The organism is Pseudomonas sp. RAC1 (assembly GCF_030658255.1).
GTDB lineage: Bacteria > Pseudomonadota > Gammaproteobacteria > Pseudomonadales > Pseudomonadaceae > Aquipseudomonas > Aquipseudomonas boreofloridensis.
The window spans coordinates 478,039-497,146 of the sequence record NZ_JAUTXS020000038.1 but is presented as its reverse complement, the minus strand read 5'-3'; the positions used below and the strand labels follow the sequence as shown (position 1 = coordinate 497,146).

Here is a 19,108-nt window from a genome sequence, read left to right as displayed (position 1 = left end):
GTTTCTAGAATCGCCGAAATTTTTTGCCCGGAAAAATGTGTACGCCGATGTCTTCACGTAGCCGCCGCACCGCTCATTCCGCCGCCCTGACGCGTCTGGCACAAGTCAGCGCCCTGGCCCTGGCCGCCACCCTGGTGGGCTGTCAGAGCACCCGTCAGGTGGAGGAGACCGACAGCGTTCGCGCGCATAACTACCAGGCGCGGATCAAGCACAGGCCAGCCCCGCTGGTGATCAAACCGGTCGAGCAGAAGGCCCCCGACGACGTCTGGGAGCGTATGCGCCAGGGCTTCGTGCTGCAGGACAGTATCGACGTCAACCCGCGTATCGAACAGCAGCGGTTGTGGTTCGCCAGCAACCCGAGCTTCCTGGAGACGGCCGGCGAACGCGGCAGCCTGTACCTGCATTACATCGTCGAGCGTCTGGAAGAGCGTGGCATGCCGCTGGAGCTGGCACTGCTGCCGGCCATCGAGAGCGCCTACAACCCGATGGCCTACTCGCGCGCCCATGCCGTGGGCCTGTGGCAGTTCATCCCCTCCACCGGCCGTCACTTCAACCTGCGCCAGACCAACTTCTACGATGGCCGTCGCGACATCACCGCCTCGACCAACGCGGCGCTGGATTACCTGACGCGCCTGCACGACATGTTCAACGGCGACTGGCTGCTCGCCCTGGCCGCCTACAATGCCGGCGAAGGCACGGTCAGCCGGGCGATCGAACGCAACGAACGGCTGGGTCTGCCCACCGATTACTGGAACCTGCCGCTGCCCCAGGAAACCCGTGACTACGTGCCCAAGCTGCTGGCACTGTCGCAGGTGGTGCTGACCCCGCAGGCCTATGGCGTGAACCTCAGCCCCATCGCCAACGAGCCCTACTTCGAAGCGGTGGTCATCAACGACCGCCTCGACCTGACCCGCGTCGCCGCCTTCGCCAACATCGACGAAGACGAGTTGATCCAGCTCAACCCCGCCTTCAAGAAACGCATGACCGTCGATGGTCCGCAGCAATTGCTGGTGCCCACCGCCAAGGCTCGGTTGCTGACCAGCAGCCTGTCCAACCTCAAGCCTGAACAACTCCTGAGCCTGCAACCGAACAAGGCGGTGTTCCAGGCCGCTCTGGCCGAGGCCAAGGCCCCCGCCGCCACCAGCAGCTACCGGGTCAAGCGGGGCGACAACCTGGGCGCCATCGCCAAGGCCAACCGCGTGTCGGTCAAGGACATCCAGCGCTGGAACCGCCTGTCCGGCACCCGCCTCAAGGCTGGGCAGGTGCTCGCCCTGCGTGGCGCCAGCGCCCCCAGCGCTGCCGCCAGCCGCGTAGCCGCAGCCCAGCAGCGCTCGACCCAGTACAAGGTGCGCAAGGGCGACTCCTACTACCTTGTAGCCAAGCGTTTCAACGTCGAGATGAAGCACCTCAAGCGCTGGAATCCGCGTACCGGCCAGGCGCTCAAGCCCGGCCAGACCCTCACCGTCTACCTCGGACGCTGAACCGCGCCAGCCCAGGGCGAGTGCGCGGCGATGAGCCGCCGCAGCCGCCCCGGGCCCTACCCTTTTTCCATTGCAGACAAGCTGTTACTGTACGCCGGACCAAGCCCAACGCCGCCTCGACCGGATCCCAGACTTGATAAGAACTTTCCTCCTGTCATTGAGCCTGGCCTTGAGCTTTCCCGCAGTCGCGACAGTGAGCGAAAGCCACGGTTATGCGCAGTTCGGCACGCTCAAGTATCCGGCCAGCTTCACCCATTTCGACTGGGTCAACCCGCAGGCGCCCAAGGGCGGCACCTTGCGAGCCATGGCATTCGGCACCTTCGATACCCTCAACCCCTACACCTTCAAGGGCACCAGCCCGGTCTCGACGCCCAATTTCCAGCAGTACGGAGTCAGCGAGCTCAACGAGACGCTGATGATCGGCACTGGCCAGTACGACCCTTCCGGCGACGAGCCCACCTCCAGCTACGGACTGATCGCCCGCTCGGTCGAATACAGCGAGGATCGCAGCTGGGTGGTGTTCAACCTGCGACCTGAAGCACGCTTCCACGACGGCCACCCGATCACTTCGGCCGACGTCGCCTTCTCGTACCGCACCTTGCTCAAGCAGGGCCATCCGCTGTACCGCACCAATCTGCAGGAGGTGCAGCGCGTCGATATCCTCGGCCCGCTGCGGATCCGCTTCGTCTTCAAGCGTGCCGGCAATCCGTTGCTGATCCTGCGCCTGGGTGAAATGCCGGTGCTGCCCAAGCACTACTGGCAAGGCCGCGACTTCGAGGCCACCACGTTCGAGCCGCCGCTGGGCAGCGGGCCGTATCGGATCAGCGAGGTGCAGCCAGGCAGGCGCCTGGTGTTCACTCGGGTCAAGGACTACTGGGGCAAGGACTTGGCGGTCAACCGTGGCAAGTACAATTTCGACCGCGTCGAGTTCGAGTTCTACCGCGACGCCACCGTCGCCTTCGAGGCGTTCAAGGCCGGCGAATTCGACATTTACATCGAACACCAGGCCAAGAATTGGGCCAACGGCTACAACTTCCCGGCCATCCGTCGCGGCGAAGTGATCCAGGCGCAAATTCCACACCGGATCCCGACCCAGACCCAAGGCCTGTTCATGAACACCCGCCGCGAAGCCTTCGCCGAGCCCAAGGTGCGCCAGGCCCTGGGGCTGATGCTCGATTTCGAATGGACCAACCGTGCCCTGTTCAGCAGTGCCTACCGACGTGCCACCAGCTACTACCCCAACAGCGAATTCGCGGCCACAGGCCTGCCCACCGGCAAAGAGTGGCTGCTGCTTTCGCCCCTGCGCGATCAGCTACCGGCCAAGCTGTTCACCGAGCCCTACCAGGTCAGCCAGACCGACGGCCGCGGTATCGACCGCCAGACCTTGCGCAAGGCGCTAAGCCTGCTCGCTGAGGCGGGCTGGAAGCTCGACGGCCAGCGCCTGGTGGATGCCAAGGGCCGTCAGATGCGCCTGGAGCTGCTGCTGGTGAACCCCAACCTGGAACGCATCCTGCAGCCCTATGTCGAAAACCTCTCGAGCATCGGCATCGATGCGCGCCTGCGCACCGTGGACCGTGCCCAGTACAAACAACGGCTGGACCAGTTCGACTTCGACATGATTCTGATGACCTTGAACCAGACGCTCAGTCCAGGCCTGGAACAGTGGCAGTACTTCCACTCCAGCCAGGCCTCGGTCAAGGGCAGCAAGAACTACGCCGGCATCGACGATCCCGTGGTCGACCTGCTGCTCGATACGCTGATGGCCGCGCGCACCCGCGACGACCAGGTCGCCGCTGCCCGCGCTCTGGACCGGGTGCTGTCCTGGCACTACTACATGATCCCGAACTGGTACCTGGACAACCATCGCCTGGCCTACCGCAACCGGTTCGCCTTCGTCACCACGCCGCCCTACACCCTCGGGCTGAACAGCTGGTGGCTCAAGACTTCGGAGAAAGCCAAATGATGCCAATGCCTCGCCTGCGCCTGGCCAGCGGCTTGCTGCTCGCCTGCCTGAGCCTCGCGGCAGCCGCCGCACCGCAGCATGCCCTCACCCTGTACGACGAACCGCCCAAGTATCCCGCCGACTTCAAGCACTTCGACTACGTCAATCCCGATGCGCCCAAGGGCGGCACCTTCCGCCAGTCCAGCTTCGGCAGCTTCGACAGCCTCAACCCCTTCATCAACAAAGGCGTGGCGGCAGACAACATCAGCAGCATCTACGACACCCTGATGCGCGCCAGCCTCGATGAGCCCTTCACCGAGTATGGTCTGGTCGCCGAACGCATCGAGAAAGCGCCGGACAACAGTTGGGTGCGTTTCTACCTGCGGCCCCAGGCGCGCTTCCACGACGGCCACCCCATGCGCGCCGACGACGTGGTGTTCAGCTTCGAGGCGCTGACCAGGCAAGGCGCGCCACTGTACCGCCAGTACTACAGCGACGTGGCCGAGGTGATCGCCGAAGACCCGCTGCGCGTGCTGTTCAGGTTCAAGCACACCAACAACCGCGAGTTGCCGCTGATCCTCGGGCAATTGCCGGTGCTGCCCAAGCACTGGTACGCCGAGCGCGACTTCACCCGCGGCAACCTGGAAATTCCACTGGGCAGCGGGCCGTACAAGGTGGCCGAGGTCAAGGCCGGACGCTCGATCCGTTACGAGCGGGTCAAGGACTACTGGGCCAAGGACCTGCCGATCAACCGCGGACAGTTCAACTTCGACGCCATGACCTTCGATGCCTACCGCGACACCGCCGTGGCCCTGCAAGCACTCAAGGCCGGCCAGTTCGACTACGGCCTGGAAGTCAGCGCCAAGAACTGGGCCACCGCCTACAACGTCCCAGCCGTGCGCGACGGTCGACTGATCAAGGAAGAGCTGCCCAACGGCAACCCCGTGGGCATGCAGGGCTTCATCTTCAACCTGCGCAAGCCGGTGTTCCAGGACATCCGCGTGCGCCAGGCACTGAGCCTGCTGCTGGACTTCGAATGGACCAACAAACAGTTGTTCAATGGTGCCTACACCCGCACCGGCAGCTATTTCGAGAACTCGGAAATGGCCGCCAAAGGCCTGCCTTCGGCCGATGAGTTGAAGGTTCTCGAACCGCTGCGCGGCAAGGTGCCCGAGCAGGTCTTCGATCAGGCTTTCCACAACCCGGTCAGCGACGCCAGCGGCATGATTCGCGAACAACAGCGCAAGGCGTACCAACTGCTGACTGAAGCCGGCTGGAAGATCGAGAACGACAAGATGGTCGATGCCCAGGGCAAGCCGGTGTCCATCGAGTTTCTCCTGGCTCAGACCGAATTCGAGCGTGTTCTACTGCCATTCAAACGCAACCTGGCAGATCTGGGCATCGATCTGAGCATCCGCCGAGTAGACGTCTCGCAATACGTCACCCGCCTGCGCTCGCGCGACTTCGACATGATCGTCGGCGGCTTCCCCCAGTCCAACTCGCCGGGCAATGAGCAGCGCGAATTCTGGACCAGCGCCGCCGCCGACAACCCAGGCAGCCGCAACTTCATCGGCCTGCGCGACCCGGCCATCGACCAACTGGTCGAGGAACTGATCAACGCCGAATCGCGCCAGAGCCTGATCGCCCACACCCGGGCGCTGGACCGCGTGCTGCTGTGGGGCTACTACGTGATCCCCAACTGGCACATCAAGACCTGGCGCGTGGCGTACTGGAACCACCTCGGCCATCCGAAGGTATCGCCCAAGTACGACATCGGCCTGGACACCTGGTGGATCAAGCCCGACGTCACGCCAGCGGTGAGCGAAGCACCCGCCAGCCCTGCCGCAGGGGCGAACTGACATGCTCGCCTACATCCTGCGGCGCCTGCTGCTGATCGTCCCGACGCTGTTCGGCATCCTCATCATCAACTTCATCATCGTCCAGGCGGCCCCCGGCGGTCCGGTCGAACAGATGATCGCCAAGCTCGAAGGCTTCGACGGCGCCACCAGCCGCATCGCCGGTGGCGGCGCCGAAGTGTCGGTGGCCGGTTCCAATTACCGCGGCGCGCAAGGCCTGGACCCGGCGCTGGTCGCCGAGATCGAGCGCATGTACGGCTTCGACAAGTCCGCGCCCGAACGGCTGTGGATCATGGTCAAGAACTACGCCCAACTCGACTTCGGCGACAGCTTCTTTCGCGATGCCCGGGTCATCGATCTGATCGCCGAGAAGATGCCGGTGTCGATTTCGCTGGGGCTGTGGAGCACGCTGATCATGTACCTGGTGTCGATCCCGCTGGGCATCGCCAAGGCGGTGCGCCACGGCAGCCACTTCGACGTCTGGACCAGCTCGGCGATCATTGTCGGCTATGCCATCCCCGCGTTTCTGTTCGCCATCCTGCTGATCGTACTGTTCGCCGGCGGCAGCTACTTCGACTGGTTCCCGCTCAGGGGCCTGACCTCGAACAACTTCGAGCAGTTGTCTACCACCGGCAAGGTGCTGGATTACTTCTGGCACCTGGTGCTGCCGATCACCGCGCTGGTGATCGGCAACTTCGCCACCATGACCCTGCTGACCAAGAACAGCTTCCTCGACGAGATCAACAAGCAGTATGTGGTCACCGCCAAGGCCAAGGGCCTGAGCCGTACCCGCGTGCTCTACGGTCACGTGTTCCGCAATGCCATGTTGCTGGTGATCGCCGGTTTCCCCTCGGCGTTCATCGGCATCTTCTTCACAGGTTCCCTGCTGATCGAGGTGATCTTCTCCCTCGACGGTCTGGGCCTGATGAGCTTCGAGGCCGCGATCAATCGCGACTATCCGGTGGTGTTCGGCACCCTGTTCATCTTCACCCTGCTGGGGCTGGTGGTGAAACTGATCGGCGACCTCACCTACACCTTGGTCGATCCGCGCATCGACTTCGCCAGCCGGGAGCACTGACATGGCCCTCTCTCCCCTCAATCGCCGGCGCTTCGAGCGCTTCAAGGCCAACCGTCGCGGCTGGTGGTCGCTGTGGCTGTTTCTGATCCTGTTCGGCCTGAGCCTGGGTGCCGAGCTGATCGCCAACGACAAACCGATCGCCGTGCACTATGACGGCCAGTGGTACTTCCCGGCCTTCAAGCGCTACCCGGAAACCACCTTCGGCGGCGAGTTCCCGCTCGAAGCCAACTACAAGAGCCCGTACGTGCGCGAACTGTTGAGCAAGAAGGACAGCTTCGTGCTCTGGGCACCCATCCCGTTCAGCTACCAGAGCATCAACTACGACCTGAAAGTACCGGCACCGGCGCCACCGTCGGCCGATAACCTGCTGGGTACCGACGACCAGGGTCGCGACGTGCTGGCACGGGTCATCTACGGCTTCCGCGTGTCGGTGCTGTTCGCCCTGACCCTGACCCTGGCCAGTTCCATCGTCGGCGTGATCGCCGGCGCGCTGCAAGGCTTCTACGGCGGCTGGGTGGACCTGGCGGGCCAACGCTTCCTGGAAATCTGGTCGGGCTTGCCGGTGCTGTACCTGCTGATCATCCTCGCCAGCTTCGTGCAACCGAACTTCTGGTGGCTGCTAGGCATCATGCTGCTGTTTTCCTGGATGAGCCTGGTGGACGTGGTGCGTGCCGAGTTCCTGCGCGGCCGCAACCTGGAGTACGTGCGCGCCGCCCGAGCCCTGGGCATGCGCAACGGCCCGATCATGTTCCGCCACATCCTGCCCAACGCCATGATCTCGACCATGACCTTCATGCCGTTCATCCTCACCGGCGCCATCGGCACGCTCACTGCGCTGGACTTCCTCGGCTTCGGCCTGCCCGCCGGCTCGCCATCGCTGGGCGAACTGGTGGCTCAGGGCAAGTCCAACCTGCAGGCGCCCTGGCTGGGCATCAGCGCCTTCGCCGTGCTGGCCGTGATGTTGAGCCTGCTGGTGTTCATCGGCGAATCCGCCCGCGACGCCTTCGACCCGAGGAAATGACATGAGCCAAGACACCCTGATCGAAGTCCGCGACCTGGCGGTGGAGTTCGTCAACGGCGAACAGGTCAACCGTGTGGTCGATGGCATCAGCTTCGACATCCGCAAAGGCGAAACCCTGGCCCTGGTCGGCGAGAGCGGCTCGGGCAAGTCGGTCACCGCCCACTCGATCCTGCGCCTGCTGCCCTACCCACTGGCGCGCCATCCCAGCGGCACCATTCAGTACGCTGGCAAAGACCTGCTGCACCTGGGCGAAAAGCCCATGCAGCGCATTCGCGGCAATCGCATCGCGATGATCTTCCAAGAGCCGATGACCTCGCTGAACCCGCTGCACTGTATCGAAAAGCAGATCAACGAGATCCTCCTGCTGCACAAGGGCCTGACCGGCAAGCAGGCCACCGCTCGCACGCTCGAGCTGCTGGAGCTGGTCGGCATTCCCGAGCCACGCAAGCGCCTGAAAGCCCTGCCCCACGAGCTCTCTGGCGGCCAGCGCCAGCGGGTGATGATCGCCATGGCCCTGGCCAACGAACCGGAACTGCTGATCGCCGACGAGCCGACCACGGCGCTCGACGTGACCGTGCAGTTGAAGATCCTCGACCTGCTCAAGGAACTGCAGGAACGCCTGGGCATGGCGTTGCTGCTGATCAGTCACGACCTCAACCTGGTGCGCCGCATCGCCCATCGCGTGTGCGTGATGCAAAGCGGCAAGATCGTCGAACAGACCGACTGCGCCACGTTGTTCGAGCAGCCCCAGCACCCCTACACGCAGATGCTGATCAATGCCGAACCCAGCGGCGCTCCGGCCATCACGCCGGTGGGCACGCCGCTGCTGCAGGTGGATGATCTGAAGGTCTGGTTCCCGATCAAGAAGGGGCTGTTGCGCCGCACCGTCGACCATGTGAAGGCCGTCAACGGCGTGAACTTCAGCCTGCCGCAGGGGCAGACGCTGGGCATCGTCGGCGAGAGCGGCTCGGGCAAGTCCACCCTGGGCCTGGCGATTCTGCGCCTGATCGCCAGCCAGGGCGGTATCCGCTTTCACGGTCAGTCGCTGGACAGCATGAACCAGCAGCAGGTACGACCGCTGCGCCGGGAAATGCAGGTGGTGTTCCAGGACCCCTTCGGCAGCCTCAGCCCGCGGATGTGCGTGGCCGACATCGTCGGCGAAGGCCTGCGCATCCACAAGATCGGCACGCCGGCCGAGCAGGAGGCGGCGATCATCGCCGCCTTGCAGGAGGTGGGCCTGGACCCGCAGACCCGGCATCGCTACCCCCATGAGTTCTCCGGCGGCCAGCGCCAACGCATCGCCATCGCCCGGGCGCTGGTGCTCAAGCCGGCGCTGATCCTGCTGGACGAACCCACCTCGGCGCTGGACCGCACCGTGCAGCGTCAGGTCGTGGAGCTGCTGCGCACCCTCCAGGTGAAGTACAACCTCACCTACCTGTTCATCAGCCATGACTTGGCGGTAGTCAAAGCCCTGAGCCACCAGTTGATGGTGATCAAGCAAGGGCAAGTGGTGGAACAGGGCGATGCGCAAGGGATCTTCAACGCACCGCAGCATCCGTATACCCGACAACTGCTGGAGGCCGCGTTTTTGCAGGCGCCCGTGCGATGAGGCTTTGCTGCTGTAGGGACTTTGCCTAGCGATACCTGTGATCGCTGGGCAAGTACGCCCCTACAGGAGCAAACGATGCCCGCCGCGACGATCATCCCACTAGCTGCCGCAAAGCGGTCGCCGTTTGATTGATTCGGTTCCATAACGGCAATCTACACCCTGAAAAAGATGGCTTAAAGCCACACCCCCACGGATCGAATACGCCCCGCTGCGGTCTGTGTCAGTATCCGTAGTGCCCACGGCACCACCGTCCCACCCGCAGCACTCTCGAGGCTCCACATGGATTCCAACGTCCCTCCGTCGCCCAGTACCGGCGACGAACCTGCCAGCGTGCTCGAACGCCTGCAATTGGCCTTGGATTCCGGTGCGATCTCAGGAACCTGGGTCTGGGACATTCCCAACAACAGCATCACTGCCGACCTGGAGTTCTCCCGCTCCTTCGGCCTGCCCGCCGAGCGCTGCAAGGCTGGGATTCCCATCGAAGAGGCCTTTGGCTCCATCCACCCCGACGACCTCGACCAGGTGGCCGAGGAAATCCAGCGCACCTTGCAGCGTGGCGGCGCCTTTCGCAGCGAGTACCGTGCCCGCCGCGACGACGGCCAGTACCGCTGGATCGAAGCCAGCGGCCATGTCGAACTGGACGCCGACGGCGCGCCGATACGCTTTCCCGGCGTACTGATCGACATTGAGAGCCGCCGCGCCGCCGAGGCCGAGCGCGACCGCATGTCCGCGCTGCTGCGCACCTTCGCCGCTGCCGTGCCTGGTGTGGTGTACGCCAAGGACCTGCAAGGTCGCATGCTGGTGGCCAACCAAGGCACCACCGACCTGATTGGCAAGCCGCCGGAGTTCTACCTGGGCAAGACCGACCTGGAGTTCCTCGAAGACAAAGAGCAGGCACGCCAGGTGATGGCCACCGACCAGCGCATCATGCGCGAAGGCAAGGCGCAGCAAGTGGAAGAACGGGTCGACCTGGCCGACGGCACTGCGACCATCTGGCTGTCGCACAAGGCGCCGCTGTTCGACGACCACGGCAAGGTGATCGGGCTGATCGGCTCGTCCATCGACGTCACCGCCAAACAGGCCGCCGAGCAGGCGCTACGTGAGCTCAACCGCACCCTCGAGGCACGTATCAGCGAAGCGGTGGCGCAGAGCGAAGCGGTTCAGGCGGCGCTGAGTCAGGCGCAGAAAATGGAGGCCGTCGGCCAACTCACCGTGGGCATCGCCCACGACTTCAACAACCTGCTGGCCGGCATCACCGGCAGCCTCGACCTGATCCGCCTGCGCCTGAACCAGGGCCGTACCGCAGACTTGGAGCGCTACGTATCGGTGGCCCACACCGCTGCCCAGCGCGCGGCGGCCCTCACCCACCGCTTGCTGGCGTTTTCCCGCAAACAGACGCTGCTGCCGGTGCCCACCGACATGAACGCGCTGATCGGCGGTATCGAAGAACTGATCCAGCGTACCGTCGGCCCCACGGTCAACGTCACCGTCGACCTCAGCCCCACCCTGAAGACCTGCCTGGTCGACCCGGTGCAGTTCGAAAACGCCCTGCTCAACCTGTGCATCAACGCCCGCGACGCCCTGCCGGGCAGCGGCAACCTCAGCATCCGCACCGCCGCACGCACCCTGCTCGGCGCGCAGGACGGCGGCGACAGTCTGCCTGCCGGCAATTATCTGTCCATCGTGGTGGAAGACGACGGCATCGGCATGGACGCTGCGACCCTGGCCAAAGCCTTCGACCCCTTCTTCACCACCAAGCCGGTCGGCCAGGGTTCGGGGTTGGGATTGTCGATGATCTATGGCTTCGCCAAGCAGTCCGGCGGACAGATCAGCCTGGAATCCGAACCCGGCCAGGGCACCCGCGCCTGCCTGCTGCTGCCGGTACACGACACCCAGCCGCTGGCCGCAGGCGAACCCTTGCCGTCGCTGGCGCTGCCCGACGGTGAAGCCAGCAAGAACATCCTGGTGGTCGACGACGAGGCCTCGGTGCGTGCCTTCGTGACCGAAACCTTATCGGCCCTGGGCCACGTGGTCATCGAAGCGGCCGACAGCAAGGCGGGTCTGCAGTTGCTGCAATCGAACATCCCCATCGACCTGCTGGTAACCGACATCGGTCTGCCCGGCGGCATGGACGGTCATTGCATGGCGCTGGAAAGCCGCAAGTACCGGCCGGGATTGCCGATCCTGTTCATGACCGGCTATGCCCACCCCGAGTTGCTCGAGAGTTCCCCGCTGCGCAGCCACTGCCCGGTACTGAGCAAACCGTTTTCCCTGGAAGCCCTGGTGCAGCAGGTGCACGCCTTGAGCTACACGGCCTCGTCCTGAGCGCGCACGCGTCACTCACGCTTGAGCAGCGTGCAGGGTGCGACACCGAAGGCTTTGCGAAACGCATGGCTGTAATGTGAGAAATCGCTGAAGCCATAGTCCAGCGCCGCTTGCGAGATGCTCTTGGCCTCGCCCCGCTCGAGCGCTCGACGGCTGCCTTCCAGGCGCTCCTTCCAGATGGCCGCGGCTGGGGTCTTCTGGTGGCGGGCAAAGGCGCGGGTCACCGTGCGTGTGGAGACGTGGTGCGCCTGGGCGATGCGCACCAGGCTCAGTTCGGGGTCGGCCAGGTGTTGACGGATGTAGTGCATTACCCGCCCGTGCAGATCCAGCTCGGCATGGGTGATGGTCAGGTCCTGCCATTCCAGGCTCAGCGCCAGCAGGTCCAGCAGCGTTTCAGCATAGCGCGCGCTCAGCGCGCCCTCGCCCAAGGTGCCGTGGCTGGCGGCTTGCTGAAGCATGGCGCGCAGCGGCACCACGCCCGGCCGGTGCGCGTCCAGCACCGTGGCGGTGCGTTGCTCGATGCCGGGCACCCGCGACGCCAGCCAGTGCCGGGGAATGCGCAGCAGGTGATTTTCGGTACCACCCAGACTGAAACGGAAACGCTGGTCTGCGTCGTAAAGAAACAAATCGTCCGCCGCCAGCCGAGCCTGACGCCCGCCTTGCTCGAACTGTCCATAGCCTTGGCGGGTGAACCCCAGCCATAGATCGTCGTTTGGATCGCTGCGGACGTGGTCCTGCTCGCGGGCCCAATGATGCAGCGGCGCCGACAAGGTATACAGCTCCAGCGGACCGATGCCCTTGACCCCCAGCGTGCCCTGGAAATCGCTCTGCGACGCCGGTTCGCTGTCCGCCTTCAGGCAGTGCTGGCAGACCACGTCGCGCCAGTAGTCGAAACGGCGCGGCGCCTCCACGGCAAGGGTCGAGTAGCGATTCGAATCAGGCATGGCTTGGACCTCGAACGGCGCGGTGCAGCGTGTGGAGTGAGGTGACGCGAGTACAGGGGCAGCAAGTTTCACGCCAGCGCCGCAAGGCCGCACAGCCCATCGCCCAGCGCTGAAAAGCGCACCCTTCTGGTGCTTGCTGCCATGTCCAGCCCCATGCCGATACAGCGCGCGCACCCTGTCCTTCCCAACCAACAGGTTGTCCCGACCGACCAAGCGGCGCGCCCAGACGCTGCCTAACGTTTAGCCGACGCCGGGCGCACCCCGGCACCGCGTGCACAGCGCCTGATGACAACCAAGAAGAATAAGGAGCCGCCCCATGGAATCCGCAATCGACAAGCATCTGAAATGTCCCAGGACGCTTTCGCGTCGGGTCCCCGACCACTACCAGCCGCCCTTCCCGATGTGGGTGGCGCGCGCCGGCGAAGAGCTGCGCCAGGTGGTGATGGCTTACCTGGGTGTGCAGTACCAGGGCGAAGCACAAAAAGCCGCGGCGCTGGCTGCCCTGCAGCACATCGTCGCCAGCTTCGCCCTGACCGATGGCCCGCTCAACCACGACCTGACCCACCACACCGACAACAGCGGCTACGGCAACCTGATCGTGGTCGGCTACTGGAAGGACCCCGCCGCGTACTGCCGCTGGCTGCGCAGCAGCGAGGTGGATGGCTGGTGGTCGGCCGAGGCACGCCTGCACGAGGGCCTGGGCTACTTCCGCGAGGTGGTGGCGCCGCGCGCCGAGCAGTTCGAAACCCTGTACGCCTTCCGCGAAGACCTGCCCGGTGTCGGCGCGGTGATGGACAGCACCAGCGGCGAGATCGAGGAGCATGGCTACTGGGGCTCGATGCGCGACCGCTTCCCGGCCTCGCAGACCGACTGGATGGAGCCCGATGACGAGCTGCGCATCCTCAGCGGCGACCCGGCCAAGGGCGGCCGGGTGATCGTGGGCGGCCACGACAACATCGCGCTGATCCGCTCCGGGCAAGACTGGGCCGAGGCCGGCCCCGAGGAGCGCTCGCTGTACCTGGACGAAATCCTCCCCACCCTGGAGGCCGGCATGGACTTCCTGCGCGACAACGGCGCGCCGCTGGGCTGCTACAGCAACCGCTTCGTGCGCAACATCGACCTGCAGGGCAACCTGCTCGACACCAGCTACAACATCGGCCACTGGCGCTCGGTGGAAAAGCTCGAACGCTGGGCCGAATCGCACCCCACCCACCTGCGCATCTTCGTCACCTTCTTCCGCGTGGCCGCCGGCCTGCAGAAGCTGCGCCTGTACCACGAAGTGTCGGTCAGCGATGGTCGTCAGCAACTGTTCGAGTACATCAACTGCCATGCCCAGACCGGCATGCTGCGCGATGCCAAGCCCGCGCCCCAGGCGTGCCCGGCACAGGCGAACGCCTCATGAACGCGGCCAACTCCACCCTGCGCCTGCTCGGCCTGGGCCTGCTGCTGCCAGGGGTTGCAGCGAATGCCGTGGAAGTGGCGCCCGGCGACTATGAACAGTACCCGGTCGGCGCCACCATCGGCGCGATCTACTACCAGCATTCGAGCACCAACGCGCTATATGCCCAGGACCACAAGGTCAGTTCCGATTTCAAGCTGCGCTCGGACATCGGCATCCTGCGTCTGCTGCACGTAATCGCCCTGAGCGACACGGTGACCCTCGACCCGCAGTTCCTGCTGCCCTTCGGTCACGTTTCCGGGCATGACGACGCCTCCCCCCTGGGCAGCGCCGACGGCATCGGCGACCTGATCCTGGCGGCACCGGTCAAGCTGCGCCTGAACGACGCCCGCGACACCTTGAGCCTGACCCCCTACCTGTTCGTGCCGACGGGCAATTACGACCGCGACGATCCGCTGAACATCGGCGAGAACCGCTGGAAGTTCGAACTGCAAGGCGCCTACGTCAAGCATTTCGACGAGCACTGGGCCTTGGACCTGGTCGGTGGCGCCACCTGGTACGGCGACAACGACGACTACGGCCCAGCCAGCCAGCGTCTGGAGCAGGACGTGTCCTACGCAGCGCAGATCATGGCCCGCTACATGCCGGATACCGCCACCACCTTCGCCATCGGCGTGGGCCACACCTGGGGCGGCGAGACCGAAATCGAGCAGTTGAACCAGGACAACCGGCTCGGCACCACCAACCTGCGCCTGACCGCCACCCGTTTCGTCACCCCCAAGGACCAAGTGCAGGTGCAACTGGGTCGCGACCTGGCGGTGGAAAACGGACCCAAGGAAGACCTGCGCGTGAATCTGCGCTATGCGCATATTTTCTGATCGGCGGCCGCCACGCCCGCCCTCACCGACCTGACCCCAAGGACCGCACCATGGCCATCGACCGCCCCACCGCCGAACAATTGCAGGCGCTCGCCCAGCGCCTGCACATGCACTTGACACCCGAACAGGCCAGCGAATACCTGGCCTTGATGCAGGGCAGTTTCGAGGCCTACGACCTGATCGACGAACTGCCCGACTACACCCCGGTAGCACCCGCCTCACCGCGCCCCAGCCATCGCCCAGCCTCGAGCGACAACCCGCTCAACGCCTGGTACTACCGCTGCGAAGTGAGCGGCGCGGTGGACGGCAAGCTGGCCGGGCGCAGCGTCGCCCTCAAAGACAACATCGCCCTGGCTGGCGTGCCGATGATGAATGGCGCCACGCCCTTGGAAGGCTTCGTGCCCGGCTTCGACGCCACGGTGGTGACGCGCCTGCTGGAGGCCGGCGCGACCGTACTGGGCAAGGCCACCTGCGAGCACTACTGCCTCTCCGGCGGCAGCCATACCTCCGACCCGGCACCGGTGCACAACCCGCACCGCCACGGCTATGCCGCCGGCGGCTCGTCGTCGGGCAGCGCCGCGCTGGTCGCCGCCGGCCAGGTGGACATGGCCGTGGGCGGCGACCAAGGTGGCTCGATCCGTATTCCCTCGGCCTTCTGTGGCACCTACGGCATGAAGCCGACCCATGGCTTGGTGCCCTACACCGGGATCATGGCCATCGAAGCGACCCTCGACCACGCTGGCCCCATCACCGCCAACGTGCGCGACAACGCGCTGATGCTCGAAGTGCTGGCCGGGGCCGACGGCCTCGACCCGCGCCAGGCCGCGCCGCAGGTCGATCACTACACCCAGTACCTGGACCGCGGCGCCAAGGGTCTGCGAATCGGTGTGCTGCGCGAGGGCTTCGAGTTGGCCAACCTCGATCCACGCGTGGCCGACAAGGTCAACGCGGCCATCGAACGCCTCGCCTCACTGGGGGCTCAGGTAGCGCCGGTGTCGGTGGCCGAACATCGGCTGGCCGGTGCCTTGTGGCATCCCATCGGCTGCGAAGGCCTGACCAGCCAACTGATGCACGGCAACGGCGCCGGCTTCAACTGGAAAGGCCTGTACGACGTGGCCCTGCTGGACAAGCAGGCCGGCTGGCGCACCCAGGCCGACCGGCTGTCGCCTTCGCTGAAGCTGTGCATGTTCGTCGGCCAGTATGGTCTGGAGCGCTACCACGGGCGCTACTACGCCAAGGCGCAGAACATCGCGCGCCTGGCCCGCGCCGCCTACGACCAGGCGCTGCAGCACTGCGACCTGCTGGTGATGCCGACCGTACCGATCCTCGCCCAGCCACACCCACCCAAGGACTGCTCGATCAGCGAGTACGTGGCCCGCGCCCTGGAGATGATCGGCAACACCAGCGCCCAGGACATCACCGGCCACCCGGCGATGTCGATCCCCTGCGGTCTGGTCGATGGCCTGCCGGTGGGCTTGATGCTGGTCGCCCGCCACCATGCCGAGGGGCTGCTGTACCAGGCCGCCGCCGCCTTCGAAGCCAGCGCCGACTGGCGCACCTTGTAACCGACCGTGCCCGCCCCTGAGGAGATCACCATGAGCACATCAGTGCCGACACCCGAAACCACCACCCCCGGCCAGCGCGCGCGCGCCCTGCTCAAGGTCATGCGCGACCAGGACATGATTCCCGACGGCTACATCGAGCACCTCACCGACCTGATGGAGAACCAGTGGGATCCGGCCAACGGCGCACGCGTGGTGGCGCGCGCCTGGGTCGACGAGGACTTCCGCCGCCTGCTGCTCGAAGATGGCACCGCGGCCTGTGCCCAGTTCGGCTACACCGGGCCACAGGGCGAATACATCGTGGCATTGGAAGACACCCCACAATTGAAGAATGTCATCGTCTGCAGCCTGTGTTCGTGCACCGCCTGGCCGGTGCTGGGGCTGCCGCCGGAGTGGTACAAGGGCTTCGAATTCCGTGCCCGGCTGGTGCGCGAAGGCCGCACGGTGCTCAAGGAGCTGGGCACCGAACTGCCGGCCCAGACCCAGGTACGCGTGTGGGACACCACTGCCGAAACCCGCTACCTGGTGCTACCGCTACGCCCGGCTGGCAGCGAACACCTGGACGAACAGGCCCTGCGCAGCCTGGTCACCAAGGACGTGCTGATCGGCGTCGCCCTGCCCGTGGTGCGCTGAGCCCAGCGCTTTCTCCCTCTTCCAGACAGGTACATCTGCATGAACGGATTTCACGACCTCGGCGGCTTCCAGGGCTTCGGCCAGGTGCCCCACCGCATCGACAGCCTCAGCTACAAACCGGTGTTCAAGGACGATTGGGAGCACCTGGCCTACAGCCTGATGTTCGTCGCCTGCGACCACCTGGGGCTGTTCAGCATCGACGAAGTACGACACGCCGTCGAACGCCTGGACGTGCGCCAACACGTCGGGACCACCTACTACGAGCGGTATGTCATCGCCACCGCCTCGCTGCTGGTGGAGGCCGGCGCGATCAGCCGCGAGGCGCTGAACCAAGCGCTCGGGGCGCCATTCAAGCTGGCCAACCCGCCGCACAGCAAAGGCCGTGCAGCCATTGCCGACCGTGTGCCGTTCGAAGTCGGCGAGCGGGTGCGGGTGCGCGACGAGCACGTCGCCGGTCACGTGCGCTTCCCCGGCTACGTGCGCGGCAAGGAAGGCGTGGTGCTGCACCGGACCCGCGAGCGCTGGCCGTTCCCGGACAGCATCGGCCATGGCGACCGTTCGGCGCTGCTGCAGCCGACCTACCATGTGCAGTTCGAGGTGCGCGACCTGTGGGGCGACGCCGCCGACGACGGGCAGGTGGTGGTCGACCTGTTCGAGAGCTACCTGGACCGGGTGCCGCAGTCGTGAACGCGGCGGCGAACCTGCCCACGCGTCTGCCGGTGACGGTGCTGTCGGGGTTTCTCGGCGCCGGCAAGACCACCCTGCTCAACCACATCCTGCGCAACCGCGCCGGCCTGCGCGTGGCGGTGATCGTCAACGACATGAGCGAGGTGAACATCGACGCCGAGGACGTCGAACGCCAGGTCAGCCTCAACCGCGGCAGCGACCAACTGGTGGAGATGAGCAACGGCTGCATTTGCTGCACATTGCGCGCTGACCTGCTGGAGCAGGTCAGCCATCTGGCGCGGGCCGGACGCTTCGATTACCTGCTGATCGAATCCACCGGCATCTCCGAACCGATGCCGGTGGCCGAGACCTTCGCTTTTCTCGACCGCGATGGCTTTAGCCTGAGCGAGCTGGCGCGCTTGGACACGCTGGTGACAGTGGTCGATGCCAGCAGCTTCGAACAGTTGCTCGGCTCATCGATGCCAGCCGGCGGCGAGCCAGGGCAACGGCCACTGGGCGAATTGCTGATCGAGCAGGTGGAATACGCCAACGTGATCCTGGTGAACAAGCTCGACCTGTTGCCGGAGGCGGCTTATCCAGCGCTGGAGGCGATGCTGAAGCAGCTCAACCCGCAGGCGCGGATCGTGCCCATGGTGCGCGGGGAGATTGCCTTGGACCGCGTGCTGGGCACGCGCTTGTTCGACCTGCCGAGCCTGGCGCGCTCGCCGGGCTGGATGCAGCAGATGGATAAGCTGGGCACGCCTGAGCCGGAATCGGCCACCTATGGCATCGTCTCGTGGATATACCGCGAGCGTGCGCCGTTTCATCCGCAGCGTCTGCAGGCACTGTTGCAGCGGCCCTGGCGCAATGGTCGACTGCTGCGCTGCAAAGGCTATTTCTGGGTGGCCAGCCGCTTCTTTGAAATCGGTCTGCTGGCGCAGACCGCCGGGCACTTCCAGTGGCAGCACGACGGGCGCTGGTGGCGGTTCATCGACCAGACACAATGGCCGGTCGATGCTTATCGGCGCCAAGCCATTCTCGACAAGTGGGACGAACAGGTGGGCGACTGCCGACAGGAGATGGTGTTCATCGGTCAGGGGCTGGACTGGCAGCTCCTGCGCGAGGAACTGGACGCGTGCCTGCTCAGCGAGCAGGAAATCCTCGAGGGCCCACAGCACTGGCGGAGGCTGCCGGGAGCCGAGGCCTTCGCCTGAGGGTGCCGTCCTAGGCCAATTGCGGCCTTTCTTCAACCACGGCTGGCCGCTCGATGGCCCTGATCGGCAGCAACTGCGCGCCGGCCCACAGCAACTCCAGCGCCAGGATGGCCCCGATCAGCGCAGTGGCGCCGTGCAGCAGTGCATAGACTTGCCAGGAGGCGAACAGCAGTCGGCCTACCGCGTCATAGCGGCCCAGGCGCCGCTCGGGATGACGAATGCGCAGCCAGGCCCAGACACACACGATCGAGCCCATCAAGTTGGCCATCATCATCTGCACCGGTTCGAATGCCGGCAGGTTGCCGCTCAGGCCCAATGTCGCGTGGAGTGCCGTCAGCCAGCCGTGCAGCAGCACGAAGGTCCAGGGCGTGGCGAACGCGACGGTGATGGCGAAGTCATACACGCCACTGGCGCGCACCAGACGACGGTATTGGGAAGGGGTCCACATGCGAGCTGCTCCTGAGCATCAATGAAGGCGCCAGGCTAAACCCTGGAGTATG

General features: G+C 65.2%; 15 protein-coding genes. 13 read left to right on the top strand and 2 right to left on the bottom strand.

Translation table 11 applies throughout. The features are described from left to right. The first annotated feature begins 47 nt into the window (after nucleotides 1-47). The 7 genes from Q7C30_RS19565 (at nucleotide 48) to Q7C30_RS19535 (ending at nucleotide 11,312) form a co-directional block, all read left to right on the top strand. Nucleotides 48-1,481, top strand: a complete 1,434-nt coding sequence (locus tag Q7C30_RS19565) for a lytic transglycosylase domain-containing protein (RefSeq protein ID WP_295483002.1) — start codon at nucleotides 48-50, stop codon at nucleotides 1,479-1,481. A gap of 133 nt (nucleotides 1,482-1,614) precedes the next feature. Further along, on the top strand, nucleotides 1,615-3,444 hold the full coding sequence (locus Q7C30_RS19560) for an extracellular solute-binding protein (RefSeq protein ID WP_052192088.1): 1,830 nt from the start codon (nucleotides 1,615-1,617) through the stop codon (nucleotides 3,442-3,444). Further along, nucleotides 3,441-5,282, top strand: coding sequence for an extracellular solute-binding protein (locus Q7C30_RS19555; RefSeq protein ID WP_317872452.1), 1,842 nt, complete (start codon nucleotides 3,441-3,443; stop codon nucleotides 5,280-5,282). Before Q7C30_RS19560 ends, Q7C30_RS19555 begins: the two co-directional genes overlap by 4 nt. Before the next feature lies 1 nt (nucleotide 5,283). Continuing rightward, the gene (locus Q7C30_RS19550; protein ID WP_317872451.1) at nucleotides 5,284-6,357 is read left to right on the top strand and encodes a microcin C ABC transporter permease YejB; all 1,074 of its coding nucleotides are present in this window, start codon (nucleotides 5,284-5,286) and stop codon (nucleotides 6,355-6,357) included. 1 nt (nucleotide 6,358) lies between these two features. Then, complete coding sequence (locus Q7C30_RS19545; protein WP_039578570.1) at nucleotides 6,359-7,378, top strand: ABC transporter permease; 1,020 nt, start codon at nucleotides 6,359-6,361, stop codon at nucleotides 7,376-7,378. Nucleotide 7,379: 1 nt separating this feature from the next. Beyond that, nucleotides 7,380-8,987, top strand: coding sequence for an ABC transporter ATP-binding protein (locus tag Q7C30_RS19540; protein ID WP_317872450.1), 1,608 nt, complete (start codon nucleotides 7,380-7,382; stop codon nucleotides 8,985-8,987). Between the two features lie 279 nt (nucleotides 8,988-9,266). Beyond that, on the top strand, nucleotides 9,267-11,312 hold the full coding sequence (locus Q7C30_RS19535) for a PAS domain-containing protein (RefSeq protein ID WP_317872449.1): 2,046 nt from the start codon (nucleotides 9,267-9,269) through the stop codon (nucleotides 11,310-11,312). An 11-nt stretch (nucleotides 11,313-11,323) separates the two neighbouring features. On the opposite strand, the gene Q7C30_RS19530 is transcribed toward Q7C30_RS19535, so the two are convergent. Continuing rightward, nucleotides 11,324-12,256 carry a helix-turn-helix domain-containing protein gene (locus tag Q7C30_RS19530; RefSeq protein WP_317872448.1) on the bottom strand — a complete coding sequence of 311 codons (933 nt, stop codon included), beginning with the start codon at nucleotides 12,254-12,256 and terminating at the stop codon, nucleotides 11,324-11,326. A gap of 316 nt (nucleotides 12,257-12,572) precedes the next feature. Here Q7C30_RS19530 and Q7C30_RS19525 point away from each other — a divergent pair, with 316 nt between their 5' ends. From Q7C30_RS19525 to Q7C30_RS19500, 6 genes are read left to right on the top strand one after another with little or no spacing between them, the layout of a single operon-like run. Next, nucleotides 12,573-13,658 carry a phenylacetaldoxime dehydratase family protein gene (locus Q7C30_RS19525; RefSeq protein WP_317872447.1) on the top strand — a complete coding sequence of 362 codons (1,086 nt, stop codon included), beginning with the start codon at nucleotides 12,573-12,575 and terminating at the stop codon, nucleotides 13,656-13,658. Further along, nucleotides 13,655-14,533, top strand: coding sequence for a transporter (locus Q7C30_RS19520; protein ID WP_317872446.1), 879 nt, complete (start codon nucleotides 13,655-13,657; stop codon nucleotides 14,531-14,533). Before Q7C30_RS19525 ends, Q7C30_RS19520 begins: the two co-directional genes overlap by 4 nt. Nucleotides 14,534-14,583: 50 nt before the next feature. Then, complete coding sequence (locus tag Q7C30_RS19515; protein WP_317872445.1) at nucleotides 14,584-16,098, top strand: amidase; 1,515 nt, start codon at nucleotides 14,584-14,586, stop codon at nucleotides 16,096-16,098. Between the two features lie 30 nt (nucleotides 16,099-16,128). After that, nucleotides 16,129-16,728: a nitrile hydratase subunit alpha gene (gene nthA, locus Q7C30_RS19510; protein WP_116888528.1), complete on the top strand. Its 600-nt coding sequence runs from the start codon at nucleotides 16,129-16,131 to the stop codon at nucleotides 16,726-16,728. 39 nt (nucleotides 16,729-16,767) lie between these two features. Beyond that, nucleotides 16,768-17,415 (top strand): nitrile hydratase subunit beta, encoded by a 648-nt coding sequence (nthB, locus tag Q7C30_RS19505; protein ID WP_039578585.1) that lies wholly within the window; start codon nucleotides 16,768-16,770, stop codon nucleotides 17,413-17,415. Then, on the top strand, nucleotides 17,412-18,608 hold the full coding sequence (locus tag Q7C30_RS19500; RefSeq protein ID WP_317872444.1) for a GTP-binding protein: 1,197 nt from the start codon (nucleotides 17,412-17,414) through the stop codon (nucleotides 18,606-18,608). The genes nthB and Q7C30_RS19500 overlap by 4 nt, the downstream gene beginning before the upstream one ends. Nucleotides 18,609-18,618: 10 nt before the next feature. Here the strand turns inward: Q7C30_RS19500 and Q7C30_RS19495 are convergent, their stop codons facing one another. After that, nucleotides 18,619-19,056, bottom strand: a complete 438-nt coding sequence (locus Q7C30_RS19495) for a hypothetical protein (RefSeq protein WP_029612094.1) — start codon at nucleotides 19,054-19,056, stop codon at nucleotides 18,619-18,621. Nucleotides 19,057-19,108 lie beyond the last annotated feature (52 nt).